Consider the following 23,883-nt stretch of genomic DNA (forward strand, 5'->3'; position numbering starts at 1 on the left):
TGCGTCGGAGACGCAGCCTGAGTCCGTTCTATCCGCCCGTGTAGAACGCACTCGTCCGCTCGGCGGCGGCGCGTGCCTGTTCGGGGTCCTCGCCCGCGGCGATGTCGGCCTCGCACCAGGCCGCGCTGCTGTCGCGGACGAACTGCAGACCTTCCTCGGACATCGACCACGTCTCGAATTCCTTCGGATCCACCGCCTCTCCCGATTCGATGTGCAGGCCGAGTCCGAGAAGGGCCTGATCCCAACCGATACCGACCGCGCCGGGTCCGTACTGCTCCCAGTGCTCGTCGGGACGGGCGATGTGTGTCAGTTCCAGGCGCGCACGGTCTCCCGGTTCGGGCAGGACCGACACCTCGATCCAACTCACCTGACCCGCGAATTCCCAGGTGGCCGTGAACGTCCGGGGCGGTTCGCAGGTGAGGACCTCGCCACCGGCGTTGCCCTGGAGTTGGTACCGGCCACCGACCTCGAGGTCGCCCTCGACGGGCAGGAACCAGCGGGGGATGCGCCGGGGGTCGGTGCACGCCTCCCACAGGTCCTCGGCGCTCGTGCGGTAGCTGCGCGAGATCGTGACGACCTTGGCCTCGTGGCCCTCGACGGTGCGACGACCGACCGTGCGGCGACTCGTCTCGTTGCTCGTGATCACGTTCTTCATGAGGATTTCCTTCTCTCGTCGGAAGCAGGGAGCGCGGGCGGGACGGCGTCGCGGCTCCGCCGCTCACGCTTGCCGCGCGCGATCTCGGTCTCCAGCGCGTCCAGAGCCGCGAAGACCGGGGGATGCAGACCCGCGAGCCAGTCCTCGAGCTCGACGAGGACCGCGGGATCGAGTTCGTAGTAGCGGCGGGTGCCGTCCTTGTGGACGACGGCGAACCGCTGGTCGCGCAGGATCTTGAGATGTTGCGAGACCGCCGGCTGGGAGATCGAGAACTCCCGGCCGATCGCCGCGACGATCTCGCCGGCCGCCTGTGGACCGCCCGCGAGCAGTTCGAGAATGCGGCGGCGAACCGGATCTGCGAGGACCTCGAACCCGTGCATGGCCCCACTATATAAGTTCCTACTTATATTCGCCAGAAGGACGGTTCCGCTACCTAGACTTCGAGTATGACGACAACGACGCGCGTCTCCGAGGAAAAGGTCGACCGAGCGGTCATCGACAAACGGGCCCCCTCGGTCGCCCGCCTGTTGATCGATCGAGTGGCCGCCACACCCGACGCCGAGGCCTTCCGCTTCCCCGACGGGAAGGACGGCTGGACGTCGGTCACCTGGGAACAGACCGGCGATCGGGTACGCCTGCTCGCGGCCGGCCTGATCTCCCTGGGTATCGAGCCCGAGGACCGCGTGGCCCTCGCGTCGTCCACCCGCTACGAATGGGTGCTCGGCGACCTCGCCGTCATGTGCGCGGGCGCCGCGACCACCACCGTCTACCCCACCACCCACGCCGACGACGTCGCGTTCATCGTCGCCGACTCCGGCAGCCGGATCGTCATCGCCGAGGACACCGGTCAGGTCGAGAAACTCGTGGGCCACCGAGACGATCTACCCGACGTGACGAAGGTCGTGGTCCTCGACGGCACCGGCGACGGCGACTGGGTCATCACCTTCGACGAGCTCGCCGAACTGGGCCGCGGCCTGCTCGCCGAGGACTCCGGAGCAGTGCTGAACCGGATCCACAGCATCAGGGCCGAGCACCTGGCCACCCTCATCTACACCTCGGGCACCACCGGCAAGCCCAAGGGAGTGCGCCTGCCGCACTCGGCGTGGACCTACGAGGCCGCCGCCATCGACGCTCTGCACATGCTCACCTCCGACGACCTGCAGTATCTGTGGCTGCCGCTGTCGCACGTCTTCGGCAAGGTGCTGCTCACCCTCCCCCTGCAGATCGGCTTCCCCACCGCAGTGGACGGACGCGTCGACAAGATCGTCGAGAACCTCGCGGTCGTCCGCCCGACCTTCATGGGTGCGGCCCCGCGCATCTTCGAGAAGGCCCACGCACGCGTCGAGGGAATGATGGAGGAGGAAGGCGGCGCCAAGAAGAAGATCTTCGACTGGGCCGTGGGCGTGGGCCGGAACGTGTCGAAGGCGACGCAGGCCGGCAGGTCGCCCAGACTGCTCGACAAGCTGCAGCACGGCCTCGCCGACAAGCTGGTCTTCTCCACCGTCCGCGAACGCTTCGGCGGCCGCCTGCGGTTCTTCATCTCCGGTTCGGCGGCGCTCAATCCCGAGGTCGGCGAGTGGTTCGACGCCGTCGGCATCCCCGTCCTCGAAGGTTACGGTCTCACCGAGACCTCGGCGGCGACGTTCGTCAACCGTCCCTACGCCAACCGGATCGGCACGGTGGGCTGGCCCGTCCCGGGCTCCGAGGTCCGCATCGCGGAGGACGGTGAGGTGCTCGTTCGCGGTCCCGGCGTGATGACCGGCTACCACAACCGGCCCGACGCGACCGCGGAGTCGCTCTCCGACGACGGGTGGTTCCGCACCGGCGACATCGGCAGCCTCGACGACGAGGGCTACCTGCGCATCACCGACCGCAAGAAGGACATGTTCAAGACGTCGCAGGGCAAGTACGTCGCGCCGTCGTCGCTGGCAGCGACGTTCAAGGGCATGTGCCCCTACGCCTCGGAGATCGTCGTCTACGGCGAGGGCAAGCCCTACTGCGTGGCGCTCGTGGCCCTGGATCCGGAGTCCGTCGGTGAGTGGGCGAACAGGAACGATGCGGGCGGTTCGTTCGAGGAGATCGCGCGGCACGAGAAGACCCACGGGCTGATCTCCGGGTACATCGACGAGCTGAACCTGCAGCTCAACCGGTGGGAGCAGATCAAGAAGTTCACGATCATCGAACGCGAACTGTCGGTCGAGTCGGGCGATCTGACGCCGAGTATGAAGCTGCGCCGGAAGGTCGTCGTCGACAACTTCGCGGACAGGCTGACCGGCCTGTACGAGAGGTGACGGCCTATCCTGGATCTCATGATGAGTAGTGCACGACCGAATTTCCCGCGGCGGATCGGCTACATGTTCGGTCGCACGCTACCGCCCGAGATGCGGGAGTGGGTACGCGACGACATCCTGGGCCCCGGCGGATCACGCCGGTACCTGCTGCGATGGAATCTTCCGGCGATCCCCTTGCTCCTGCTGTTCCTGCTGATCCCGGGACCGGTGTGGATCCCGATCTCGATGATGCTGTTGCTGCTGCTGCCGTGGACGTACTTCTCGGTGGCGTTGATGCCCATCTGGCAACGGCACCGGCTCCAGCAGCACGGCCTCGACCCGGAGCTGCTCAGCGCGAAGGCACGCGCACGCGCCGACCGCGAACGAGAGGACTACGAGCGTCGTTTCGGTCGCGCGTCCTGACCGGGCCTCCCACCGTGCGGGGAACCGCGCCCGCCTATCCTCACACCATGAGTGACGCCACTGCCTTCACAGCCACCGCCGACCTCGCCGACGAGATCGGCCCGGACATCCGCAGCTGCGACACGCAGTTCATCCAGTTCGGCGGCCGCACCGAGTTCGTCGGCCCCATCACCACCATCCGCTGCTTCCAGGACAACCTGCTCGTCAAGCAGACCCTTTCCGAGCCGGGCAACGGCGGCGTGCTCGTCGTCGACGGCGGCGGCAGCATCCACACCGCGCTCGTCGGCGACATCATCGCCGGTCGCGGTGTCGACAACGGCTGGGCCGGGGTCATCGTCAACGGCGCGGTCCGCGACTCCGCGATCCTGCGCACCCTCGACATCGGTATCAAGGCCCTCGGCACCAACCCGCGCAAGAGCACCCAGACCGGTTCGGGCGAGAAGAACGTGCCCGTCGAGATCGGCGGCGTGACGTTCAACCCCGGCGAGATCGTCTACAGCGACTCCGACGGCGTCGTCGTCCGCGCCGAGAACTGATCGCCGGGCGCGCGGGTCACCACATCATTCGTGCGCGACCCGCGCGCTCGCACCGGCGATCTCCACCACGTCGCCCACCTTCAGCTGACGGCCGCGACGCTCCTCCACCTCACCGTTGACCGACACGAGGCCGTCGGCGATCACTTCCTTGGCTTCTGCACCCGATTCGATGAGGCTCGCGAGCTTGAGGAACTGACCGAGCCGGATCGACTCGTCACGGATCGGTACATCGAATGCGTCGGACATGGCACCCATTGTCCCCGACACTGGATCCATGGCCCGCCCCAGCATCATCTGGTTCCGTCGTGATCTCCGGCTGAACGATCTGCCCACTCTGCTCACCGCCACCGAGGCCGCCGACGAGGTCCTCGCTCTGTTCGTCCTCGACGACGCACTGCTCCGGCCCTCCGGGGCGCGTCGTCGCGACTTCCTCACAGGTTGCCTGCGAGCACTCGACCGGGATCTCGGCGGGCGCCTGCTCGTCGTCCGGGGGGACCCCGCGACGGTCGTGCCGTCGGTGGTCGCCGAGTTCGACGCGACCGCAGTCCACATCAGTTCCGACCACGGCCCCTACGGCACGCGACGCGACCGGGCGGTCGCCGAGGCGCTCGGCGACGTCCCGTTGGTGGCCACCGGTTCCCCCTACGCCGTCACGCCGGGCCGCGTGACGAAACCCGACGGCACTGCATACAAGGTCTTCTCGGCCTTCCGCCGCGCCTGGAACGACCACGGATGGCACTCCCCCGCGGCGACCGGCCCGGACACCGCCGAGTGGGTGGACCCGAGCGGCTGCTCCGCACGCGTGCCGATTCCCGAGGCCGGTGACGAACCCGCACCTCCCGCCGGAGAAGCCGCCGCGCTGGAACGGTGGCGCGAATTCCTCGACGACGGTCTCGAGCGGTACGCCACCGACCGCGACCGGCCGGCCTTCGACGGCACGAGCGGCCTGTCCCCCTATCTGAAGTTTGGCTGCATCCATCCGCGGACCCTGCTGCACGACATGAGGAACCGGTCGGACGACGGGGCCGTCACCTTCCGCAGCGAACTGGCGTGGCGGGACTTCTACGCCGACGTCCTGTTCCAGCGGCCCGAGACCGCCCGGACCAACTACAACAGCGACTTCGACGCCATCACCTACGATTCCGGGCCCGACGCCGACGCCCTGTTCGCCGCGTGGTGCGAGGGCCGGACGGGATTCCCGATCGTGGACGCCGGGATGCGGCAGCTCCTCGCCGAGGGTGTCATGCACAACCGGGTGCGGATGATCGTCGCGTCGTTCCTGACGAAGGACCTGCACCTGCCGTGGTGGCGCGGGGCCCGGCATTTCATGAAGCATCTGGTGGACGGCGATCTGGCGTCCAACCAACACAATTGGCAGTGGACGGCGGGCAGCGGCACCGACGCCGCTCCCTACTTCCGGGTGTTCAATCCGACCCGGCAGGGTGAGAAGTTCGATCCGACGGGTGAATACGTGCGCAGGTGGGTACCCGAACTGCGGAGCATCGACGGCGCTCGTGTGCACAGCCTGCCCGACGGCCCTCCGGACGGATATCCGGAACCGGTCGTCGATCACGCACACGAACGTCGCGCCGCTCTGGACAGATACGAGCGGATTCGCTCGGCCCGATGAAAAAGACGGCGAAACGACCCATCCGGTCGTGGCGGTGCTCCGAACAACTTCTGGACGGACAACGTGTTCGCCGTACACCCAACGAAAGGACACCGCAGTGCGCGCTCTCGTCGAGGCAGCTTTCATGGCCATCCACACCCCGCTCGTCGATGCATACACCTTCCTGATCAGCGTCCTTCCTGCTTGAGTGGATACGGCGCCGGAGTTCGCTCCGGCGCCGTCACCACCGGGCGCTCCGGCGCCGTGACCACCGGGTGAGCACTCTGCAAACGGAGGTAGGGCATGGGCATCGAATTCTCGAGCGTCGTCGACGCACCGCGTGACGAAGTGTTCGACTGGCACTCCCGTCCCGGCGCCATCCTCCGTCTGATCCCGCCCTGGCAACCGATGAGCGTCGTCGCCGAGGCCGACTCCCTCGAATCCGGCACCGCCGTCCTCGGTCTCCCCGGCGGACTGCGCTGGATCTCCCGGCACAGACCCGACGATTACGATCCACCAGCACGTTTCGTCGACGAACTCTCACACGACGGCCTGTGGTCGCGCCCCGCCACCGTCATCGGCTCGTGGCGCCACGAACACCGCTTCGACGTCGTCGACGAATTCCGCACCCGCGTCACCGATCGCGTCGACACACCGGTACCGGGTCGTTTCCTCACCCAGACCTTCCGCTACCGGCACCGCCAGCTCGCCGACGATCTCGCGAGCCACCGCTGGTCGCACGCGCAGGGCATCCGGCCCGCGACGGTCGCGGTGACCGGATCGAGCGGGCTCGTGGGCACCGCCCTGACAGCCTTCCTGTCCACGGGTGGCTACCAGGTCGTCCGCCTGGTGCGCCGGGAACCGCGACGGTCCGACGAACGTCGCTGGGACCCGCAGGATCCGGCGCCCGATCTGCTCGAAGGCGTCGACGCCGTCGTCCATCTCGCGGGCGAGTCGATCGCGGGACGGTTCACCGACTCCCACAAGGCCGCGATCCGCGACAGCCGCATCGAACCGACACGCCGACTCGCCGAACTCGCCGCGAGGACACCCAACGGTCCCGCGACCTTCGTCTCCGCATCCGCGATCGGTCTCTACGGCTACGACCGGGGAGACACGCCACTCGACGAGAACGCATCGCATGGAACGGGTTTCCTCGCCGACGTCGTCGCCGACTGGGAGGCCGCGACGCATCCCGCGGAGAAGAAGGGCCTGCGGGTCGTGCACGTACGCACCGGCATCGTCCAGACACCCCGTGGTGGAACGCTGCAGTTGATGCGACCGCTGTTCGCGAGCGGTCTCGGAGGCCGGCTCGGCGACGGCCGGCAGTGGTTCTCCTGGATCGACATCGACGATCTCCTCGAGGTGTACCACCGCGCCCTCACCGATCCCGGGCTGGCCGGACCGGTGAACGCCGTTGCACCGCAACCGGTGCGCAACGAGGAGTACACCCGGGTCCTGGCGTCGGTGCTGCACCGTCCCGCGCTGCTGCCCGTCCCCGGTTTCGGCCCCCGTCTGTTGCTCGGCGACGAGGGTGCGCGGGAGGTCGCCCAGGCCGATCAGTTCGTCGTCCCGAAGGCGCTGATCGACGTCGGGCACCGGTTCCGGCGTCCCGATCTCGAAGCGTCGCTGCGCCACCAACTCGGCCACATCCTGGAGGAGCCGTGAGCGGAAAGCGTGTCCTGGTCACCGGAGCGACCGGCTACATCGGTGGCCGGCTCGCTCCGCGCCTGCTCGAGGCGGGTTACCGGGTACGGGTGCTCGCGCGCAGCCCCGACAAACTGCGCGACGTGCCGTGGGCCGGCGACGTCGAGATCGTCCGCGGCGACCTCGACGACGCCGAATCGCTGCGCGAGGCGTGCCGCGACATCGACGTCGTGTACTACCTGGTGCATTCGATGGGTGGCCGCGACGAGTTCGTCGACGCGGAGAAGCGAGCGGCGCAGAACGTCGCCGACGCGGCACGCGACAACGGCGTCTCCCGCATCGTGTACCTCGGTGGGCTGCACCCGGAGTCGGGTGATCTCTCACCGCACCTGTATTCACGTGCCCAGGTCGGACGCATCCTCATGGATTCCGGTGTGCCGACGCTCGTGTTGCAGGCCGGCGTCGTGATCGGTTCGGGTTCGGCGTCGTTCGAGATGATCCGGCATCTGAGCAACCGGCTCCCCGTCATGACGACCCCGCGCTGGGTGAACAACCGGATCCAGCCCATCGCGGTGCGCGACGTCCTGCACTATCTGCTCGCCGCCGCCGATGCACCCCTCTCCGGCAGCGGCACCTACGACATCGGTGGGCCCGACGTGCTGCGGTACGGCGAGATGATGCAGCAGTACTCGGAGGTCGCCGGTCTGACGAAACGCCGGATCCTCGTCCTGCCCGTCCTCACCCCGAAGCTCGCCGGCCTGTGGATCGGTCTGGTCACACCGATCCCTCCGCCCCTCGGTCGCGCGCTCCTCGAATCGCTGTCGACCGACGCGGTGATGCGCAACCACGACATCGACTCGATCATCCCCCCACCGGAATCCGGCCTCACCGGCTACCGCGACGCCGTCCGGCTCGCCCTCGGCCGTATCGAACGGGGAGAGGTCGAGACGACGTGGACGAACGCGTCCCCGGTCGGCGCACCCGCCGATCCGCTTCCGTCCGACCCGGACTGGGCCGGTGAGGTCGTCTTCACCGACGAACGGTCGCTCGAGTCGGATTCGTCTCCGGAGAAGGTGTTCGCCGTCGTCGAGAGCATCGGTGGCGAGAACGGGTGGTACTCCTTCCCGTTGGCGTGGACCATCCGGGGCTGGCTCGACCGCTTCGTCGGCGGCGTCGGTCTCGACCGGGGTCGCCGCGACCCGAAGACCCTGCACACCGGCGATGCCCTGGACTTCTGGCGCGTCGAACTGATCGAACGCCCGACGCTGCTGCGTCTGCGCGCGGAGATGCGGGCACCCGGTGGGGCGTGGCTCGAGTGGCGGGTCGAACCGCTGGAGTCGGGCCGGTCGCGTGTGCACCAGCGGGCGATCTTCTTCCCACGTGGAGTCGCCGGCCGTCTCTACTGGTACGTGCTGGTTCCCTTCCACGGCATCATCTTCCGGGGAATGCTCGAGAACATCGCAGGCACCGCCGGCCGCTAGAGTGATCCGCTACGTTCTTCGCCATCCGCCGCAGCAATTTGCCGTAGCGGATGGCGAATTCGTGAGCGGATAGTGCAGAGACAGCGAATCGGGGTGGTGTGCGGATCTTCCTCGGGATCCGCACACCACCCCGGTCGCCCCGAGAGTTACACGGTGCAGAGCGGTTTGATGTCCTGCAGTCCCTCGGTGGTGGGCGAGGTGAGCATCAGGCACGAGTTGTACCCGCTCGCCTCGACGACGTTCCGGATCTCGCGCCACGCGTCGTCACCGACGACGGGTGAACGCGACAGCACGAATCCGGAGATGCGCGTCGGGTCACCGACGAATGCCCACGAGTAATCGTCCGCGAGGTACGTGACGATGTAGTTGCTCGGTCCGTCGAGCGAATCCTGGAACGGCACCCCCGGGAACGACACGTGCAGTGCGGCAGTGTCGTTCACACGGGCGTTCCCGATGATCCCGCGACGATCACCGGTGAACGTGGTGCACGAGTTCTCCACGCGCACGTTGCGTTCGTCGAGCAGCGTGTAGAACGCCGTCGTGTCGCGAGCGCAGTCGATGTTGTAGGGAGCCGGATTGGCGGCGAGCTGATACCACTGCCCCACATACCGGTTCACGTCGAGCTGGGGAACCGGGGTGAGCGGCGCTGCGGCGGCGGGCGTGGCGAACAGGAGCGCGCCTGCGGCGGCGCCGATCGCCGCCGCAAGCCCCCGAACGCCGTGTCGGGACCAACGCATGTCTTCTACCTTTCCGTCGACCGGGTGGTGATTACTGGGGCTGGAGGACACCGTCGATCAGGTACACGGTGGCGTTCTCGGTCTCGATGCCACCGCAGATGACGTTGGCGTCGTTGACGGTCCACATGTCACCCTCACCGGCGACCTCGACGGTGCCGCCCTGGACGGTGGTCTGTGTGCCGGCGATGTCGGCGGTGGTCAGCTCACCGGGAACCACGTGGTAGGTGAGAATGTCGGTGAGCAGAGCCGAATCCGTCTGCAGCGTCTGGACGGTCTCCGGCGGCAGGGCGGCGAACGCGTCGTCGACCGGCGCGAAGACGGTGAACTCGCCACCGTTGAGCGTCTCGACCAGGTTGACGTCGGGGTTGAGCTGGCCGGACAGGGCCTGCGTGAGAGTGGTCAGGATCGGCACATTTCCGGCGGCCTCGGCGACGGGCTGGTTCGCGAGTTCCTCGACGGACGACGGGCCGGTCGGGTTCGCGGCGACATAGTCGGCACAACCCGGGCCGACGGGGCCGGCAGCGGGAGCAGCGGTTCCCGTTGCAGCAGTGGTGGTTTCCTCGACGATGGTCTCCTCGACGGTTTCCTCCATCGTGGTCTCGTTCGTGTCGCTTCCCGAATCGTCGGAACATGCAGCGACACCCAGGAGGGACATCGCACCGATTCCGACGGCGGCCAGGCTCTTGCGCGCAGTGATGTTCATGATCGTGGTTCCCTTCGTATGCCGTGACCGGAGAAGCGGCCACGTCGACCAGGTGTGTCACTGAGCATTCGATCCCCGGGGCGGTGCGGATGGGTCGGATCGAAAGAATTTTTTTCGGATCGGTATCCGGTGTTCGACCCATCCGTATCGCGGTCGGCTCCGAATGCAGGTCATGGACAATGTCGAGGATCTCCGACCGGCTCACGTACTCGTGCTGCCCGGTGGGCGTCCGGTCGGCACCACACCGCCGCGTGCGTGGCATCTGTCGCAGCTGCGCATGCGTCTGTTCACCGATGCCCTGCGCCTGCGGCTGAGCAGGTACGACATCGCGGTCGACCTCGTCGACTACCGGTACTGCGGGTGGAACGACGACCACATGAGCCCGGTCCGCGACGGTCTGCGGGCGATCGAGTCGGTGACCCGGCGTCGTGGGGACGTCCGGTTCGGTCTGGTCGGGCACGCGATGGGTGCGCGGGCGATCGCGCATCTCGCGGCCCAGCACGGGGTCGAGTCGCTCGTCGCTCTGGCACCGTGGTGGCCGGCCGACGACGCCGACCTGATCCCGGCGGGCCGGCACCTGCTGGTCGCGCACGGTACGGAGGACACCCGGACCGACCCGCGGATGGCGCAGAGCCAGACGATGGCGGCGGGAGACCGGGGCGTGAACACGCGCTGGCGTCCCCTGCCCGGAGCCGGGCACTTCCTCCTCACCGACCCGCGCTGGTGGGCCGACACCACAGCCGATTTCCTCACGTGCACACTGTCGGGGAAACCGACCACGTGCCCCGGAGACGACCATGCATCCTGACCTTCCCCGCGCAGTCGCGATGATCGGCGACGACGTCGAGTTCCCGGGTGGCCGGGAGGCGGTCGTGCCGGCGATCTACCGGACCTTCGTCCGCCACGCGCAGGGCTCGGCCGAGCGCCCCTCGCTCGAGTACCGCGGCTTCAGCTGGGTCATGGACGTCGACGAGTCGACGCCCTCGCCCTGGTGGCTGCGCACGCTGATGCGATTCGAGCCGTGGGACCACTTCGTCGCGAGCGATTCCGACACCTTCCGCGGCCGGGTCGAGGACCAGCTCGTGGCCGACGGGATGCGGGTTCCGGGCGGGCGGATCACAGCGCTGCTGAACATCCGGCGCCTCGGTCTCGGATCGGATCCGCTGAACCTGTTCTGGTGCCACGATCCGAGCGACTCGCTCGCGTGCGTGGTCGCGGAGATCCATACGCGCCGGAACGGACGGCACTGCTACACGCTGCGCTCGGACGAGATCGACATCATCACCCGGGCCGGAGACATGTTCGCGGTCTCGGTCGCCCTGCGGCGGCCCGGCGTCCCGGTGTTCACCGCGACCGTCAGCGGCGAACGACTGCCGGTCGATCTCGCGACGGTCCTGCGTGCTCGGATGTGGATGGGGTGACGCTCGTGGTCGACACGGTTGCCTTGAGTGGAGGGAATGTCCCGGCTAGGCTTTCCCCCGATGAGCGGACTGAGCCGATGACCGGCGTCGGAGGCCACACCGATACCCTCGGCGAACTGCTCGGGCGGGTGGCCCGGCAAGACCCCACGGCGTTCGCCGAACTGTACGACGCGACGCGTTCCCGAGTCTTCGGCATGGTGCTTCGGGTCCTGCGGGATCCCGGCTACAGCGAGGAGACCACCCAGGAGGTCTACCTCCAGGTGTGGAGGTCGGCCGACAAGTACGACCCGCGCCAGGGTTCCGCTCTGTCGTGGATCATCACGCTCGCCCATCGGCGCGCCGTCGACCGGGTCCGCAGCGAGCAGTCCGGAGCCGACCGCGAGTCGCACTACGGTTCGACGAACGTCGACGCGGCCTTCGACTCGGTCAGCGAGGAGGTCGCGCAGCGCGACGACCGCCGCCGGGTGAACGAGTGTCTGGGTTCTCTCACCGAACTGCAGCGACGCTCGGTCGAGCTCGCCTACTACAGAGGCTTTACATACACCGAAGTGGCAGAAGAACTTTCGTCCCCGTTGCCGACGGTCAAGTCGCGCATCCGGGACGGCCTGAAACGACTGAAGAATTGTCTGGGGGTGACCGTGGATGGCTGACGAGGCGAACGATTCCTCGCGCGACCTGCTCGACATGGCACCCGTCTTCGCATTGGATGCCGTCACACCCGACGAGCGTCGGAAGATCGCCGAGCGGCTCGCGGAAGCAGACCCGGAGGTGTCCGAACGGTTCGACGCCGAGGTCCGCGAGGTCCACGAGACCCTCGCAGCGATGTCGGCCGGTACCGCGACCGAGCCGCCGCCCGAACTCCGGGTGCGACTGCTCGATCTGGTCCACGCCGAACTCACCGCGAAGACGCCCGCCGAGAAGACGCACACGGAACGACCCGGTGAGCCGGAGGCGACCGAGGCACCTCGGGCGGAGGACGATCACCTTCCCCCGCCCGTCTCCCTCGACGAGCGCCGCCAGGCCCGGCGGCGGAACTTCCTGCTCGCCGCGGCAGCGGCCGTGATCGTCGCGATCGGCGGCGTCGTGGTGGCCGGTCAGTGGCAGACCACGACCGAGCCGGGCACGAGCGAGCGGGTCTTCGCCGCCGAGGACGTACGGACCTCGTCGGGCGAGCTCGACGGTGGCGGCACCGCGACCGTGGTGTTCTCGAAGGAGGAGGACGCGGGCGTGCTGGTGATGAACAACGTCGCCCCGCCGGCCGAGGGCAGCGTCTACCAGATGTGGCTGGTCGGCCCCGAGGGGATGGAACCCGCGGGCACGATGACACCCGACGACGTCGCGCCGTCGACGACCGCGGTGCTCGAGGACATCTCGGGTGCCACCGCGCTCGCCTTCAGCGTCGAGCCGACGGGCGGATCGACCCAGCCGACCGCGATCTTCGCTCAGCTGCCGCTCGACTGACATGTTCGCGGCAGCGAGCACGTCATCGGCGGGTGCCGATGACGACCGTCGCGTCGGCCTCCTCGGAACCCCGCGTGTCGGCGTCCAGTCCGGCCCGGGTCATGAGGTCGCGCACGACGGGCGCCTGCGACGCGGCCGACTCGACGAGCAGCGACCCACCCTCGGTGAGCCACCGGCCCGCGCCGGCGACGAGCCGGCGATGGACGTCCAGTCCGTCGGGTCCGCCGTCCAGTGCATGTCGCGGCTCGCTGCAGCGCGCCTCCCGCGGCATCGACCCGATCGACCCCGACGGCACATAGGGCGCGTTGGCGACGAGCACGTCGACGCGACCGCGCAGCGTGCCCGGCAGGGCGTCGAACAGATCGCCGTCGAACACCCGATGGGGCGGCAGGTTCAGGCGGGCACACGCGGTGGCGACGGGATCGATGTCGGTCGCGTAGACCTCGCAGTCCTCGACGGCGGTGGCGAGCGCGGCACCGACGGCACCGCACCCGCAACACATGTCGACGATCACGGCACCGGGCCGCGCGAGTTCGATCGCGCAGTCCACCAGATACTCGGTGCGTCGGCGAGGGACGAACACCCCCTCTCCCACCGCGATGCGCCTGCCGTGGAAGAAGACCTGCCCCAGTACGTGTTCGAGCGGTTCGCCGCCGACCCGCCGCGCGATGAGCCGCTCCAGATCCGCGGGTGTAGGAGCGGCTTCGACGAGCAGCTGCGCTTCCTCCTCGGCGAACACGCACCCGGCTGCTCGCAGTGCGGAGACGACGTCGGCGTGGGTCCGGGGTGCGGAGACCATGCGGCACCCTACCGCGCGCGCTTCGGGCGGATCTTCTCGTTTTCCGGAGAGGGTGGCAGCTCACATCCGGTGGAGGGGTGGACTCTCCCGATCCTGGGTACCCCCGGGGCTGTCACGAGGAGTGCTGTGCGAACGAACGATTTCGAGCAGGAGCCGGCGCAGGGTCGCCGGGTCCGACACCGCGACCGGAGAATCACCGCCGGGCGCGTCGTCGCGTTCGAGTTCGATCACCCGCCGATAGGCGTCCACGCCCGACGGCGTGATCTCCACCCGCATCCGGCGCTCGTCCTCCGGATCGACGGTGCGCGTGACGAAACCGCCGCGGACGAGATGGTCGACGGTCCGGCTCATGGTCTGGTCGGTCACCCGGCACGCGCGCGCCATCTCCCGTTGCGACAGCGGGGCGTGGGCCACCGCGTGCAGTGCGATCACCCCCGCGTGGGTGAGCCCTCGCCGTCGCAAGGACTGCTCCCAGGCCTGCTCGACGAGCCGGGCCGCGGTGGACAGCAGACGTCCGGTGGGCCACTCGTCGAGGTCGTCTCCACCCCCATCGTTCAGCACGCTGAATAATCTAGTTCCGACACATTCGCTCACGCCAGGAGGAATCTTGAGCACTGCTACCGAGCCCCCACGCAGAACCAGCCGATGGCGGTGGCTCCTACCTGCCCTGTTGCTCATCGCGTGGCTCGTGGCCGCCGGTGGCGGCGGTCCGTTCGCAGGCAAGCTCAGCGAGGTCGCCTCCAACGACGCGAGCACCTTCCTCCCGGCTTCCGCCGAATCCACCCGCGCGGACGAGCTGTACGCGCAGTTCAACGAGAGCGAGTTCATCCCCGCGATCGTCGTCGCCGAACGCGACGGCGGGATCACCGACGAGGACCTCGCCTTCCTTGCCACCGAATCCGCAGGACCGCCGCCGATCCCGGCCGAGGACGGCGCAGCGGCGCAGATGATCGTGCCGCTCGACGCCTCCGGGGAGGTCCAGGAGGCCGTCGAGGAACTCCGGACTGCCCTCGAAGGCGCACCGGACGGCCTGACCGTCTACGTCACCGGCCCCGCCGGGCAGGCCGCCGACCTGTCGTCTGCCTTCGGCGGCATCGACGGACTGCTCCTGCTCGTCGCGGGCGGAGTCGTCCTCGTCATCCTCATCGTGGTCTACCGCAGCCCGATCCTGCCGTTCGTCGTCATCATCTCGGCGGTGTTCGCTCTCGCGCTGGCCAGCCTGATCGTCTATCTGCTCGCCGATGCCGGAGCCATCGCCCTCAACGGCCAGAGCCAGGGCATCATGTTCATCCTGGTCTTCGGCGCCGCCACCGACTACGCCCTGCTGCTGGTCTCCCGGTTCCGGGAAGAACTGCGCATCGAACAGAACAAGTACGCGGCGATGCGTGCCGCGCTGCGTGGTGCGATCGAACCGATCGCGGCATCGGCCGGCACGGTGATCCTCGGTGTGCTGTGCCTGCTGCTGTCGGACCTGAACTCCAACCGCGGCCTCGGCCCGGTGGCCGCCATCGGCATCGCGACGTCCTTCCTGGCGTCGCTCACCTTCCTGCCCGCCGCTCTCGTCCTGCTCGGTCGCGCCGCGTTCTGGCCCAGTCGGCCCCGCTTCGAGCCGGACACCGATCGCAGCGATCTACAGAGCTCCCACAAGTTCTGGGGCCGCGTCGCCGGCTTCGTCGGATCGAAGCCGCGCCCCATCTGGATCGTGTGCAGCCTCGTGCTCGTCGCGTTCGCACTGTTCGCCCCGCAGTTCAAGGCGAGCGGTGTGGCCTCGTCGGATCTGTTCCTCCTGCAGACCGATTCGAAGTCCGGCCAGGAAGTGCTCGGTGAACACTTCGACGCCGGCACCGGTTCGCCCAGCATCGTCGTCGCCCGCGAAGGCGCGCTCGAGGGTGTCGTCAGCGCCACCGAGAGCGTCGAGGGCGTGACGACCGTCCAGCCCGTCCCCGGCCCCGACGGCGCACCGCGTGTGGTCGACGGACTCGTCGCGGTGCAGGCGACCCTGTCGGATCCCGCCGACTCCCTCGCCGCCGAGCAGACCGTCGAGCGCATCCGCGAGGCGGTGGGCTCCGTGCCCGACGCGGAGGCACTCGTCGGCGGACCCACGGCCGTCGACCTCGACACGAAGGACACCGCGACCCGCGACCGCACCGTCATCATCCCGGTGGTCACGATCGTGGTCCTGCTGGTGCTCATCGCACTGCTGCGGGCGATCGTCGCGCCGATCCTGCTGATGCTCACCGTGATCGTCTCGTTCGCGGCGACCCTCGGCGTCTCCTCGCTCGTGTTCAACCACCTGTTCGACTTCCCCGGTGCCGACCCGGTGGTGCCGCTGTTCGGCTTCGTCTTCCTCGTGGCGCTGGGCATCGACTACAACATCTTCCTCATGACCCGCGTCCGGGAGGAGACGAAGAGAGTCGGCACCCGCGACGGAACGCTGCGGGCCCTGACCGTGACCGGCGGCGTCATCACCTCCGCAGGAATCGTTCTCGCTGCCACCTTCTCCGCGCTGGCCGTGATTCCGCTGCTGTTCCTGGCGCAGATCGCGTTCATCGTCGCCTTCGGTGTCCTGCTCGACGCACTGCTCGTGCGGTCGCTGGTGGTACCGGCCCTGACGATCGACATCGGGAAGAAGATCTGGTGGCCGAGCAAGCTGGCGCGGACCGAACCGTCCGAGCCCGATGCCACCGAGGACGTCGCGACTGCGGGAGCGCCGCGCTCCTGACAGGCTCATGAGCGGATGAGAACGGCCGCGGGACCGGGAATGTGACCCGGTCCCGCGGCCGTTCGTCCCACGGCTGCCGCGTTTGCCCGTTACCGTTCTATTCCATGTCTGCGGATTCCGCCGCTCCTGTCGAGCGCCCGCGTCCGGTGGAGGACGCCCGACCGCCCTCACGGCCGTCGCTGACCGACCGCATCGGTGGACGTCTGTCCGCCGTACCGCACATCCTCGGCCTGATCCTGGGCGTCTACGCGGTCGTGGTCGCGCTGTGGTCGCTCTCGCCCACCTTGCGCTACTGGATCCATGCCCCGCGCGAATATCTCGACGAGTACTACTTCGACGCTCCCGACACGAGCCTGTCGTTCGCTCTCGTGCTCGGCCTGCTCGCCGGTGCCGTCGCCGGCCGCAAGCGCATCGCGTGGTGGATCCTCACGATCTACCTCGGCGGATTCACCATCACCAATCTCGTGATGAGCATCGTCGAGCGCGACCCGAACCACCTCGTCGCGTTGGTCGTCCACCTGCTGATCGTCGCGCTCCTGCTGCTGTCCTATCCCGAGTTCTACACGCGCGTGCGTCGCGGAAACGTCTGGGCCGCACTCGGTGTGCTCGTGGGTGGCCTGGTCGTCGGGACGCTGATCGGCTGGGGTCTGGTGGAGCTGTTCCCCGGCACCCTGCCCCCTCCCGACCGGTTCCTGTGGGCGCTCAACCGCGTCACCGCACTGACGTTCATCGACAACGACCAATTCGGTGGCCGCCCGAACGGGCTGGTCAACACGGTCCTCGGTCTGCTCGGTGCGCTCGCCGTGCTCGCGGCCGTCGTGGTGCTGTTCCGCTCGCAGCGAGCGAGCAACGCGCTCACCGGCAGTGACGAATCCGCCATCCGCGGCCTGCTCGCCCACAGCGACGATTCGCTCGGCTACTTCGCGACGCGCCGCGACAAGGCCGTCGTGTTCGCCCCCAGCGGCAAGGCCGCGGTGACCTATCGCGTCGAACTCGGGGTGTGCCTCGCGAGCGGTGATCCGGTCGGCAACCCCGAGGCGTGGCCGCACGCCATCGACGAATGGCTCGACCTCGCCCGCGCCTACGGCTGGACCCCCGCGGTGATGGGGGCGAGCGAGGACGGCGCGACGGCCTACCACCGGGCGGGGCTGAACGCGCTGCAACTCGGCGACGAGGCAGTCCTGCTCACCCGCGACTTCAGTCTCGCCGGACGCGACATGCGACCGGTGCGGCAGGCCGTCAACCGTGCCCGCAAACACGGTGTGACCGCGCGGATCATGCGTCACCGCGAACTGTCGCCCATCGAACTGTCGGCAGCGATCCAGCGCGCCGAGGCCTGGCGCGACACCGAGAACGAGCGCGGTTTCTCGATGGCCCTCGGCCGGCTCGGTGACCCGCTCGACGGCGACTGTCTGCTCGTCGAAGCGGTCGCGGACGGCAAGGTCGTCGCGATGCTCTCGCTCGTGCCGTGGGGATCGGACGGGGTGTCGCTCGACCTCATGCGCCGCGACCCGCAGGCCCCCAACGGCGTCGTCGAACTCATGGTCTCCGAACTCGCCTCACGCGGCGCCGAATTCGACGTCGAGCGGATCTCGCTGAACTTCGCGGTCTTCCGGTCGGTCTTCGAGGAGGGCGCACGGATCGGAGCCGGTCCGATCCTGCGGTTGTGGCGGTCGATCCTGCTGTTCTTCTCACGGTGGTGGCAGCTCGAGGCGCTGTACCGGTCCAACGTCAAGTACCACCCCGAATGGGTACCCCGCTTCCTGTGTTTCCGCGACAACCGGCTCATCCCGCGCGTCGCGCTCGCGTCGGCGATCGCCGAGGGCTTCCTCACCCTCCCCACCTTCGGTCGCCGGAACACCCAGCAGCACACGGGAACACACTCGGCGTTCCCCGAGGATCAGGTGGTCGCGGCGGAACTGCACGACGACGGCAGCGCACCCGGCGTCGAACTCACCGACGGCACGCCGGCCGTCGCGCACGGACGTCGCCGCCCCGAGCAGGTCCAGGTGCGGATGAACACCCTGCAGCGGATCGTCGAGCACGGTGTCGATCCCTATCCGGTCGCGCATCCCCCGACCCACACGGCCGCCGAGGCCCGGACCGCGAAGTCCGGCACCCCGGTGACCGTGGCGGGACGCCTACTGCGCATCCGCAACTTCGGCGGTGTGCTGTTCGCGGTGCTGCGCGACTGGTCGGGCGACATCCAGATCCTCGTCGACCGACAACGGGTTGCCGGACAACGCTTCCTGTTCGACCTGGGCGACCTCGTCGAGGTGTCCGGCGAGACGGGGCGCAGCCGCACCGGCGAGATCTCGGTGCTCGCCGATTCATGGCGCATCGACGGCAAGTGTCTGCACCCGCTGCCCGACAAATTTCACGGCCTCGTCGACCCGGAAGCCCGCGTGCGGCAACGCTATCTGCATCTCGCGATCGACCGCGGCGCACGCGACCACCTCGCGGCGCGCAGCGCGGTGGTGCGGTCGCTGCGCGACGAACTGCAGGCCCGCGGCTATCTCGAGGTGGAGACCCCGATCCTGCAGTCGGTGCACGGCGGCGCGAACGCCGCACCGTTCATCACGCACATCAACGCCTACGACGCCGATCTGTACCTGCGGATCGCACCCGAGTTGTACCTGAAACGGTTGTGCGTCGCGGGCATGGCGAAGGTCTTCGAGATCGGCCGGGTGTTCCGCAACGAGGGTGCGGATTTCAAGCACAACCCGGAGTTCACGATCCTCGAGGCGTACGAGGCACACAGCGACTACGAGAAGATGCGGGTCGTCGCACGCGAGTTGATCCAGGCAGCAGCCCGCGCGGCACACGGACGCGAGATCATCCTGCGGCCCGGACCCGACGGCACCCCGGTCGAGATCGACATCTCCGGCGAGTGGCCCGTCAAGACCTTCCACGACGCGATCTCCGAGGCGCTCGGGACGTTCGTCGACGCGCAGACCCCCGTCGACGTCCTGCGGCGCCTGTGCGACGAACACGAGATCCCCTACAACCCGGCCTGGGACGCCGGCGCCACCGCGCAGGAGATGTACGAGCACCTCGTCGAATCGAAGACGGAGTTCCCCACCTTCTACACCGACTTCCCGACCTCGGTGTCGCCGCTGACCCGGCCGCACCCCCGCAAGCCGGGGGTCGCGGCGAAGTGGGACCTGGTGGCCTGGGGTGTCGAGCTGGGGACCGCCTACAGCGAGCTCACCGATCCCCTCGACCAGCGTGCCCGCCTCACCGAGCAGTCGCTGCTCGCCGCGGGCGGTGACGAGGAGGCGATGGAACTCGACGAGGAGTTCCTCGAAGCCCTCGAATACGCGATGCCTCCCACCGGCGGCCTCGGCATGGGTGTCGACCGGATCGTGATGCTCGTGCTCGGAGGCAGCATCCGCGAGTCGCTGGCGTTCCCGTTCACGAAGCCGCGACGCTCCTGACGGGTGGTTTCACGTGAAACCGCTCCACCTGGCATCGTGAGGTCGTGCAGCTACTCCTGATCCGCCACGCCGAGCCGAACAACGCCCGCGCCGAGACCGGGGTCGCCGACCCGCCGCTCACGGAGACCGGTCGTCTCCAGGCGTCGCGGTTGCCGGACGCACTGTCCCCGTACAACATCACCCGCCTGTTCTCGAGCCCGCAGTTGCGGGCCCTGCAGACGGCCGAGCCGGTCGCGGAACGACGCGGGCTCGACGTGGAGAAGATGGAGGACATCGCCGAGTACGACTACGGCCACGACCACTACTTCACGATCGACGCCGCGAAGGACGTCGCACCGGCCGCCTACAAGCGCATCCTGGCAGGTCACCTGCCCGATTTCGTGGACGGGGACGCCTTCCGCACGCGGGTACTGCAAGGGATCGACCACGTGGTGGACACGTGCGACCACGCCGAGACCGTGGCGCTGTTCGTCCACGGCGGGGTCGTGAACATCGTGCTGCAGCACCTGCTCGAGCTGCCCCGGCCGTTGATGTTCCCCATCGAGTACGCGTCGGTGACGCGCATCCTCGTCTCACGCAGCGGCGCGCGCCGCGTCGCGTCGATCAACGAGACCGGGCACGTGCGCGACACCCTGCGCGTCTGAACCCCGGCAGCCGGCCGCGGGTGAGCCCCCAGCGCCCACCCGCGAGTCGTGGGTTCAGCGCCGTGCGCTCGCGAGGAGATCGCGGGCGGCGGTGCTGCCGTCGAGCAACCGCGACGTGCGGCGCACAATCTTCCAGCTGCCGTCGATCCGGGCGAGTTCGAAACGATTGGCGCTCACCCGCCACACCCGGAACGAATCCGAATCGGTGTTGCGGCGCAGCAGCAGGGAGTGACAGGTCGCGACGGCGGTGTCGCCGTCGACCCGGATGTGCACCGGGTCGAGCAGGTGACCACAGCCCTCCTCGATGTAGTCCTGGTGTGGCCGGGTGCGCACCATCTTCATGATGGCGTCGCGACCCTCCATCAGGCGGATGTCGACGTCGTAGATGGCGTCCTCGGCCCACAGTTCCCCCACCGCCTCGGCGTCACCGGCGTCGACGGCCGGGCCATAGGCCGTGAGGACCTCGTGGATCGCAGCCTTGTCCTCGAGGAGCTGCACGCGTTCGAGGAGGGAGGCCAGCAGGGCGGAGTCGGTCATCTCGATCCTTCCGGACGGGGGCGTCGCCACTCGTTCTACCGGGATCCGGAGCCCTGCCTCCCGGGCCGTCCCGGTGACCGGAAGCGCGGCCCTGACCAGGGGACGACCCAGGCGCCGACGTGATCTTCCCGCGCAGGATTGGTACGGTCACCGCCGGAGGTGCACCGGATGGATGCGGACAGGATCGACGAGCTCGTACAGGGCGGGATACGGACACAGGGCGAGCTCGAGGCCGTCCTGGGCATTCCGCACCCGGCGATCGTCGACAAGGCACGACCACACCTGACCCCGCTCATCAGGCATTTCTTGTCGCTGGCGCGGTTCTTCACGATCGCCACCGCCGACGCCGTCGGCAACTGCGACTGCTCGCCGCGTGGCGACATCGAGTCGGCGGTGCTCGTCCTCGACGACCACACGATCGCGCTGCCCGACCGGCCCGGCAACCGCCGCGCCGACTCGTACCGGAACATCCTCGAGAATCCTCACGTCGGGCTGCTGTTCTTCGTCCCCGGCGACGAGGAGGTGCTGCGGATCAACGGCCGCGCCACCCTGTCGACCGACCCCGACCTGCTCGAGAAGCTGTCGCTGCAGAACAAGCCGGCGCAGCTCGCTGTGATCGTGCAGATCGACGAGGTCTTCCTGCACTGCGCGCGGGCGTTGCTGCGCGCCAAACTGTGGGATCCGTCGACCTATCCCGACCGCGCGGCGGTCCCGTCGATGCGCGACATGCACGCCGAACTCCACTCGATCGAGATCCCGGCCGACGCCGAGCCGGGCAAGCGCGAGCTCTACCGCGAGTTCCTGTACTGACCGGACCACACGCGGCGAGTGCGTCACGATGGTGGGGTGCCCTCTCGGATCGCTCAGATACGCCGCTGGCGCGCCGGCGCTGCACTACGCAGCCGTCTGCGCGACTTGACCGGCGCCCTCGTCGTCGTCACCGGCGGCGGTAGCGGGATCGGCCGGGCGTCGGCGATCGCCTTCGCCGCCGAAGGCGCCATCGTCGTCGTCGCCGACAAGGATCTCGACAGTGCCCGCGAGACGGTGGCGCTCGTGAACGTCCCGGCTCCCGGCGCCGGCGGTTCCGAGGCCGTCTTCGGCGGCGCCGCCCACGCCTACGAACTCGACGTCTCCGACGAACAGCAGGTCCGGAAGTTCGCGCAGACCGTCCGCGAGCGGCACGGCGTCGCCGACGTGCTCGTCAACAACGCGGGCATCGGTGTCATCGGTGCCTTCGCCGACACCCCGCAGAGCGTCTTCGAGAACGTGATGGACGTGAACTTCTGGGGCGTGGTCTACGGCTGCCGTGCCTTCACCGAGCAGATGATCGAAGCCGGCACGGGCGGGCAGATCGTCAACGTCTCGTCGGCGGCGGCGTACATGCCGCAACGCAACCTCGCCGCCTACACGACGAGCAAGGCCGGGGTGTTCATGTTGTCGGAGTGCCTGCGCGCCGAACTGCTCGAACACGGGATCGGCGTGACCGTCGTGTGTCCCGACCTGGTGGACACCAACCTCACCCGGGCGACGGAGTACGTCGCGCCGAACAAGGAACTACGAGCAGCGCGACGCACCCGCACCCTCGCGATGTACCGGCGCCTGCACATCGCGCCGGAGAAGGTGGCCAAGGCGATCGTCGGGGCGGTCCGTCACAACAAACCTGTGGTGACGGTCGCCCCGGGTGCGAAGGTCCGCAAGTGGCTGATGCGCTTCGCGCCCCGTGTCATGCGTGTGGGCGCACGATTCGATATCGACTGATGGTCAGGCCTTGGAGGCGATCCAGTCGTGCAGCCACCGTGTGGCCGTCGTTCCGCGACCGTCGACCACGTAGTTCGAGTAGTCCTGGTGGATCTGCGACTCGTAGAAGGTGCGGATCTTCTGCTCGCGCAGCTCGTTCGCCTCGGGCGTGAGCTGCAGCTGCAGCATCGGGATGCCCCCGGCGGTCATGATGTCGTTGTAGAGCGCGGTCGCCTCGTCGCGGTAGTTCTCGAGCTGCTCGAACGGGCTGCCCGCCGAGATGGCGAGGAAGCCGGCCAGTCGCGTGACGAAGTCCTCCGGCGGCGTCGAGCAATAGAGGTCGCCCACCGCGCAGATGGTGCGCACGTTGGGCGTTACGAATCCGAAGCCTCCCGCGCGGGCACCTCCCGCACCGGTGCCGGCGACGGGCGGACCGACGAACGGGTCGAGTTCGGAGCGCCGCGGATCGGACAGCAGCCCCACCGCGACGAGGCGGTGCGGACCGATCACTCCCAGCCCGGTGCCGATCTCGGCAGCGAGATCGCCTGCGGCATCGGCACCCTGGCTGTAACCGACGAGGGCGAAGTTCGTGAGGGGGCACCGCTCGGCGGTGGCCGCGATGATGCCGCGCGCGTTGTCGACGGCGCGGTTGCGGGAGGCCGCGTACACGTCGCCCTCCCACGGGAAGGCGGTGGCGGGATACGCGACGTAGTCGACACGCGCCCCGGCGGGAAGATTGGACGTGACCTGGGCGAGCATGCCGTTCCCGCGGTCGGGGTCGGGGGTGTTCGAGGTCTCCCACGTGCCGGGCACAGCGACCACGTTCAGGGTCGGACATCCGGGCGGATTCGCTTGCGCTGCAGGCATTGCGACGAATACTGCTGCGCATGCTGCCACTGCGGCCACCGTTGCCGCCCACACTCTTCTCATAACCATGTCCCCGCCCCGCTACTGTCCTGGTGCCGCGTCCCTCCCCGGCAGTATCGAGTAGAAGGATGACATATTCGTGAACCGGATGTGATGTATCCGAGTCCGGAACGTTGTCGGGAAACGACGGCGCCGGC

Annotated in this window: 24 protein-coding genes; 15 read left to right on the forward strand and 9 right to left on the reverse strand. The window is 68.5% G+C overall.

Annotated elements, in window-relative coordinates; genetic code table 11:
- Positions 1-28: 28 nt before the first annotated feature.
- Together ACPCXD_RS11340 and ACPCXD_RS11345 are read right to left on the reverse strand one after the other, a co-directional pair.
- A complete protein-coding gene (locus ACPCXD_RS11340) occupies positions 29-655 on the reverse strand; it encodes an SRPBCC family protein (protein ID WP_016695040.1) in 627 nt (208 codons plus the stop codon).
- Positions 652-1,035, reverse strand: coding sequence for an ArsR/SmtB family transcription factor (locus tag ACPCXD_RS11345; protein ID WP_016695037.1), 384 nt, complete (start codon positions 1,033-1,035; stop codon positions 652-654). Before ACPCXD_RS11345 ends, ACPCXD_RS11340 begins: the two co-directional genes overlap by 4 nt.
- A 66-nt stretch (positions 1,036-1,101) precedes the next feature.
- Here ACPCXD_RS11345 and ACPCXD_RS11350 point away from each other — a divergent pair, with 66 nt between their 5' ends.
- From ACPCXD_RS11350 to rraA, 3 genes are read left to right on the forward strand one after another with little or no spacing between them, the layout of a single operon-like run.
- Positions 1,102-2,946 carry an AMP-binding protein gene (locus ACPCXD_RS11350; RefSeq protein ID WP_160876590.1) on the forward strand — a complete coding sequence of 615 codons (1,845 nt, stop codon included), beginning with the start codon at positions 1,102-1,104 and terminating at the stop codon, positions 2,944-2,946.
- A gap of 18 nt (positions 2,947-2,964) precedes the next feature.
- Entirely contained in the window at positions 2,965-3,348 is a 384-nt protein-coding gene (locus ACPCXD_RS11355; protein ID WP_026003270.1) for a DUF5313 family protein, read from the forward strand.
- A 47-nt stretch (positions 3,349-3,395) separates the two neighbouring features.
- Complete coding sequence (gene rraA, locus ACPCXD_RS11360; RefSeq protein WP_016934073.1) at positions 3,396-3,884, forward strand: ribonuclease E activity regulator RraA; 489 nt, start codon at positions 3,396-3,398, stop codon at positions 3,882-3,884.
- Between the two features lie 24 nt (positions 3,885-3,908).
- Here rraA and ACPCXD_RS11365 read toward each other — a convergent pair whose 3' ends face one another.
- On the reverse strand, positions 3,909-4,130 hold the full coding sequence (locus ACPCXD_RS11365) for an RNA-binding S4 domain-containing protein (RefSeq protein WP_064064212.1): 222 nt from the start codon (positions 4,128-4,130) through the stop codon (positions 3,909-3,911).
- A gap of 28 nt (positions 4,131-4,158) precedes the next feature.
- Here ACPCXD_RS11365 and ACPCXD_RS11370 point away from each other — a divergent pair, with 28 nt between their 5' ends.
- The 3 genes from ACPCXD_RS11370 (at position 4,159) to ACPCXD_RS11380 (ending at position 8,621) form a co-directional block, all read left to right on the forward strand.
- A complete protein-coding gene (locus tag ACPCXD_RS11370) occupies positions 4,159-5,514 on the forward strand; it encodes a cryptochrome/photolyase family protein (RefSeq protein ID WP_423659591.1) in 1,356 nt (451 codons plus the stop codon).
- Positions 5,515-5,796: 282 nt separating this feature from the next.
- The gene (locus ACPCXD_RS11375; RefSeq protein WP_106200862.1) at positions 5,797-7,161 is read left to right on the forward strand and encodes a TIGR01777 family oxidoreductase; all 1,365 of its coding nucleotides are present in this window, start codon (positions 5,797-5,799) and stop codon (positions 7,159-7,161) included.
- Complete coding sequence (locus tag ACPCXD_RS11380) at positions 7,158-8,621, forward strand: DUF2867 domain-containing protein (RefSeq protein WP_160876586.1); 1,464 nt, start codon at positions 7,158-7,160, stop codon at positions 8,619-8,621. The genes ACPCXD_RS11375 and ACPCXD_RS11380 overlap by 4 nt, the downstream gene beginning before the upstream one ends.
- Positions 8,622-8,767: 146 nt before the next feature.
- Here the strand turns inward: ACPCXD_RS11380 and ACPCXD_RS11385 are convergent, their stop codons facing one another.
- Complete coding sequence (locus ACPCXD_RS11385; protein WP_160876584.1) at positions 8,768-9,358, reverse strand: lipocalin family protein; 591 nt, start codon at positions 9,356-9,358, stop codon at positions 8,768-8,770.
- A gap of 31 nt (positions 9,359-9,389) precedes the next feature.
- Positions 9,390-10,061 (reverse strand): fasciclin domain-containing protein, encoded by a 672-nt coding sequence (locus tag ACPCXD_RS11390; protein WP_309137504.1) that lies wholly within the window; start codon positions 10,059-10,061, stop codon positions 9,390-9,392.
- Between the two features lie 172 nt (positions 10,062-10,233).
- Between ACPCXD_RS11390 and ACPCXD_RS11395 the strand changes: the two genes are divergently transcribed.
- From ACPCXD_RS11395 to ACPCXD_RS11410, 4 genes are all read left to right on the forward strand, one after another.
- Complete coding sequence (locus ACPCXD_RS11395) at positions 10,234-10,869, forward strand: alpha/beta hydrolase family protein (RefSeq protein ID WP_423659594.1); 636 nt, start codon at positions 10,234-10,236, stop codon at positions 10,867-10,869.
- Positions 10,859-11,482 carry a DUF1365 family protein gene (locus tag ACPCXD_RS11400; protein WP_272266342.1) on the forward strand — a complete coding sequence of 208 codons (624 nt, stop codon included), beginning with the start codon at positions 10,859-10,861 and terminating at the stop codon, positions 11,480-11,482. Before ACPCXD_RS11395 ends, ACPCXD_RS11400 begins: the two co-directional genes overlap by 11 nt.
- 77 nt (positions 11,483-11,559) lie before the next feature.
- Entirely contained in the window at positions 11,560-12,132 is a 573-nt protein-coding gene (locus ACPCXD_RS11405) for a sigma-70 family RNA polymerase sigma factor (protein WP_272266340.1), read from the forward strand.
- Positions 12,125-12,943 (forward strand): anti-sigma factor, encoded by an 819-nt coding sequence (locus tag ACPCXD_RS11410; protein ID WP_423659597.1) that lies wholly within the window; start codon positions 12,125-12,127, stop codon positions 12,941-12,943. Before ACPCXD_RS11405 ends, ACPCXD_RS11410 begins: the two co-directional genes overlap by 8 nt.
- 22 nt (positions 12,944-12,965) lie before the next feature.
- On the opposite strand, the gene ACPCXD_RS11415 is transcribed toward ACPCXD_RS11410, so the two are convergent.
- Complete coding sequence (locus tag ACPCXD_RS11415) at positions 12,966-13,742, reverse strand: putative protein N(5)-glutamine methyltransferase (RefSeq protein WP_423659599.1); 777 nt, start codon at positions 13,740-13,742, stop codon at positions 12,966-12,968.
- 60 nt (positions 13,743-13,802) lie between these two features.
- Complete coding sequence (locus tag ACPCXD_RS11420; RefSeq protein ID WP_423659601.1) at positions 13,803-14,303, reverse strand: MarR family winged helix-turn-helix transcriptional regulator; 501 nt, start codon at positions 14,301-14,303, stop codon at positions 13,803-13,805.
- A 46-nt stretch (positions 14,304-14,349) separates the two neighbouring features.
- On the opposite strand from ACPCXD_RS11420, the gene ACPCXD_RS11425 reads away from it, so the two are divergent.
- The 3 genes from ACPCXD_RS11425 to ACPCXD_RS11435 all read left to right on the forward strand — a co-directional run bounded on the left by ACPCXD_RS11425 (position 14,350) and on the right by ACPCXD_RS11435 (position 20,545).
- Positions 14,350-16,464, forward strand: coding sequence for an MMPL family transporter (locus ACPCXD_RS11425; protein ID WP_423659603.1), 2,115 nt, complete (start codon positions 14,350-14,352; stop codon positions 16,462-16,464).
- Between the two features lie 104 nt (positions 16,465-16,568).
- Positions 16,569-19,901, forward strand: a complete 3,333-nt coding sequence (gene lysX, locus ACPCXD_RS11430; RefSeq protein ID WP_202400172.1) for a bifunctional lysylphosphatidylglycerol synthetase/lysine--tRNA ligase LysX — start codon at positions 16,569-16,571, stop codon at positions 19,899-19,901.
- A 44-nt stretch (positions 19,902-19,945) separates the two neighbouring features.
- Positions 19,946-20,545 carry a histidine phosphatase family protein gene (locus ACPCXD_RS11435; RefSeq protein WP_160876572.1) on the forward strand — a complete coding sequence of 200 codons (600 nt, stop codon included), beginning with the start codon at positions 19,946-19,948 and terminating at the stop codon, positions 20,543-20,545.
- Positions 20,546-20,599: 54 nt separating this feature from the next.
- Here the strand turns inward: ACPCXD_RS11435 and ACPCXD_RS11440 are convergent, their stop codons facing one another.
- The gene (locus ACPCXD_RS11440) at positions 20,600-21,082 is read right to left on the reverse strand and encodes a nuclear transport factor 2 family protein (RefSeq protein ID WP_088896867.1); all 483 of its coding nucleotides are present in this window, start codon (positions 21,080-21,082) and stop codon (positions 20,600-20,602) included.
- A 168-nt stretch (positions 21,083-21,250) separates the two neighbouring features.
- Here ACPCXD_RS11440 and ACPCXD_RS11445 point away from each other — a divergent pair, with 168 nt between their 5' ends.
- Positions 21,251-21,892 carry an MSMEG_1061 family FMN-dependent PPOX-type flavoprotein gene (locus ACPCXD_RS11445; protein ID WP_088896868.1) on the forward strand — a complete coding sequence of 214 codons (642 nt, stop codon included), beginning with the start codon at positions 21,251-21,253 and terminating at the stop codon, positions 21,890-21,892.
- Between the two features lie 36 nt (positions 21,893-21,928).
- Positions 21,929-22,840 carry an SDR family NAD(P)-dependent oxidoreductase gene (locus tag ACPCXD_RS11450; protein WP_120280994.1) on the forward strand — a complete coding sequence of 304 codons (912 nt, stop codon included), beginning with the start codon at positions 21,929-21,931 and terminating at the stop codon, positions 22,838-22,840.
- Between the two features lie 3 nt (positions 22,841-22,843).
- Here ACPCXD_RS11450 and ACPCXD_RS11455 read toward each other — a convergent pair whose 3' ends face one another.
- Positions 22,844-23,686, reverse strand: a complete 843-nt coding sequence (locus ACPCXD_RS11455) for a cutinase family protein (RefSeq protein ID WP_423659607.1) — start codon at positions 23,684-23,686, stop codon at positions 22,844-22,846.
- Between the last annotated feature and the right edge of the window lie 197 nt (positions 23,687-23,883).

Origin of the sequence: Rhodococcus sp. AB351 (assembly GCF_049538275.1) — a bacterium.
Taxonomy (GTDB): Bacteria; Actinomycetota; Actinomycetes; order Mycobacteriales; family Mycobacteriaceae; genus Rhodococcus.

Bases quoted from the DNA above. Each gene is read 5' to 3' on its own strand.
- ACPCXD_RS11400 (WP_272266342.1), top strand. From the start codon at position 10,859: ATGCATCCTGACCTTCCCCGCGCAGTCGCGATGATCGGCGACGACGTC.
- ACPCXD_RS11410 (WP_423659597.1), top strand. From the start codon at position 12,125: ATGGCTGACGAGGCGAACGATTCCTCGCGCGACCTGCTCGACATGGCA.
- ACPCXD_RS11445 (WP_088896868.1), top strand. From the start codon at position 21,251: ATGGATGCGGACAGGATCGACGAGCTCGTACAGGGCGGGATACGGACA.
- ACPCXD_RS11365 (WP_064064212.1), bottom strand. From the start codon at position 4,130: ATGTCCGACGCATTCGATGTACCGATCCGTGACGAGTCGATCCGGCTC.
- ACPCXD_RS11385 (WP_160876584.1), bottom strand. From the start codon at position 9,358: ATGCGTTGGTCCCGACACGGCGTTCGGGGGCTTGCGGCGGCGATCGGC.
- rraA (WP_016934073.1), top strand. From the start codon at position 3,396: ATGAGTGACGCCACTGCCTTCACAGCCACCGCCGACCTCGCCGACGAG.
- ACPCXD_RS11355 (WP_026003270.1), top strand. From the start codon at position 2,965: ATGATGAGTAGTGCACGACCGAATTTCCCGCGGCGGATCGGCTACATG.
- ACPCXD_RS11455 (WP_423659607.1), bottom strand. From the start codon at position 23,686: ATGCCTGCAGCGCAAGCGAATCCGCCCGGATGTCCGACCCTGAACGTG.
- ACPCXD_RS11340 (WP_016695040.1), bottom strand. From the start codon at position 655: ATGAAGAACGTGATCACGAGCAACGAGACGAGTCGCCGCACGGTCGGT.
- ACPCXD_RS11405 (WP_272266340.1), top strand. From the start codon at position 11,560: ATGACCGGCGTCGGAGGCCACACCGATACCCTCGGCGAACTGCTCGGG.
- ACPCXD_RS11370 (WP_423659591.1), top strand. From the start codon at position 4,159: ATGGCCCGCCCCAGCATCATCTGGTTCCGTCGTGATCTCCGGCTGAAC.
- ACPCXD_RS11440 (WP_088896867.1), bottom strand. From the start codon at position 21,082: ATGACCGACTCCGCCCTGCTGGCCTCCCTCCTCGAACGCGTGCAGCTC.
- ACPCXD_RS11345 (WP_016695037.1), bottom strand. From the start codon at position 1,035: ATGCACGGGTTCGAGGTCCTCGCAGATCCGGTTCGCCGCCGCATTCTC.
- ACPCXD_RS11415 (WP_423659599.1), bottom strand. From the start codon at position 13,742: ATGGTCTCCGCACCCCGGACCCACGCCGACGTCGTCTCCGCACTGCGA.
- ACPCXD_RS11390 (WP_309137504.1), bottom strand. From the start codon at position 10,061: ATGAACATCACTGCGCGCAAGAGCCTGGCCGCCGTCGGAATCGGTGCG.
- ACPCXD_RS11395 (WP_423659594.1), top strand. From the start codon at position 10,234: ATGGACAATGTCGAGGATCTCCGACCGGCTCACGTACTCGTGCTGCCC.
- ACPCXD_RS11350 (WP_160876590.1), top strand. From the start codon at position 1,102: ATGACGACAACGACGCGCGTCTCCGAGGAAAAGGTCGACCGAGCGGTC.
- lysX (WP_202400172.1), top strand. From the start codon at position 16,569: ATGTCTGCGGATTCCGCCGCTCCTGTCGAGCGCCCGCGTCCGGTGGAG.
- ACPCXD_RS11375 (WP_106200862.1), top strand. From the start codon at position 5,797: ATGGGCATCGAATTCTCGAGCGTCGTCGACGCACCGCGTGACGAAGTG.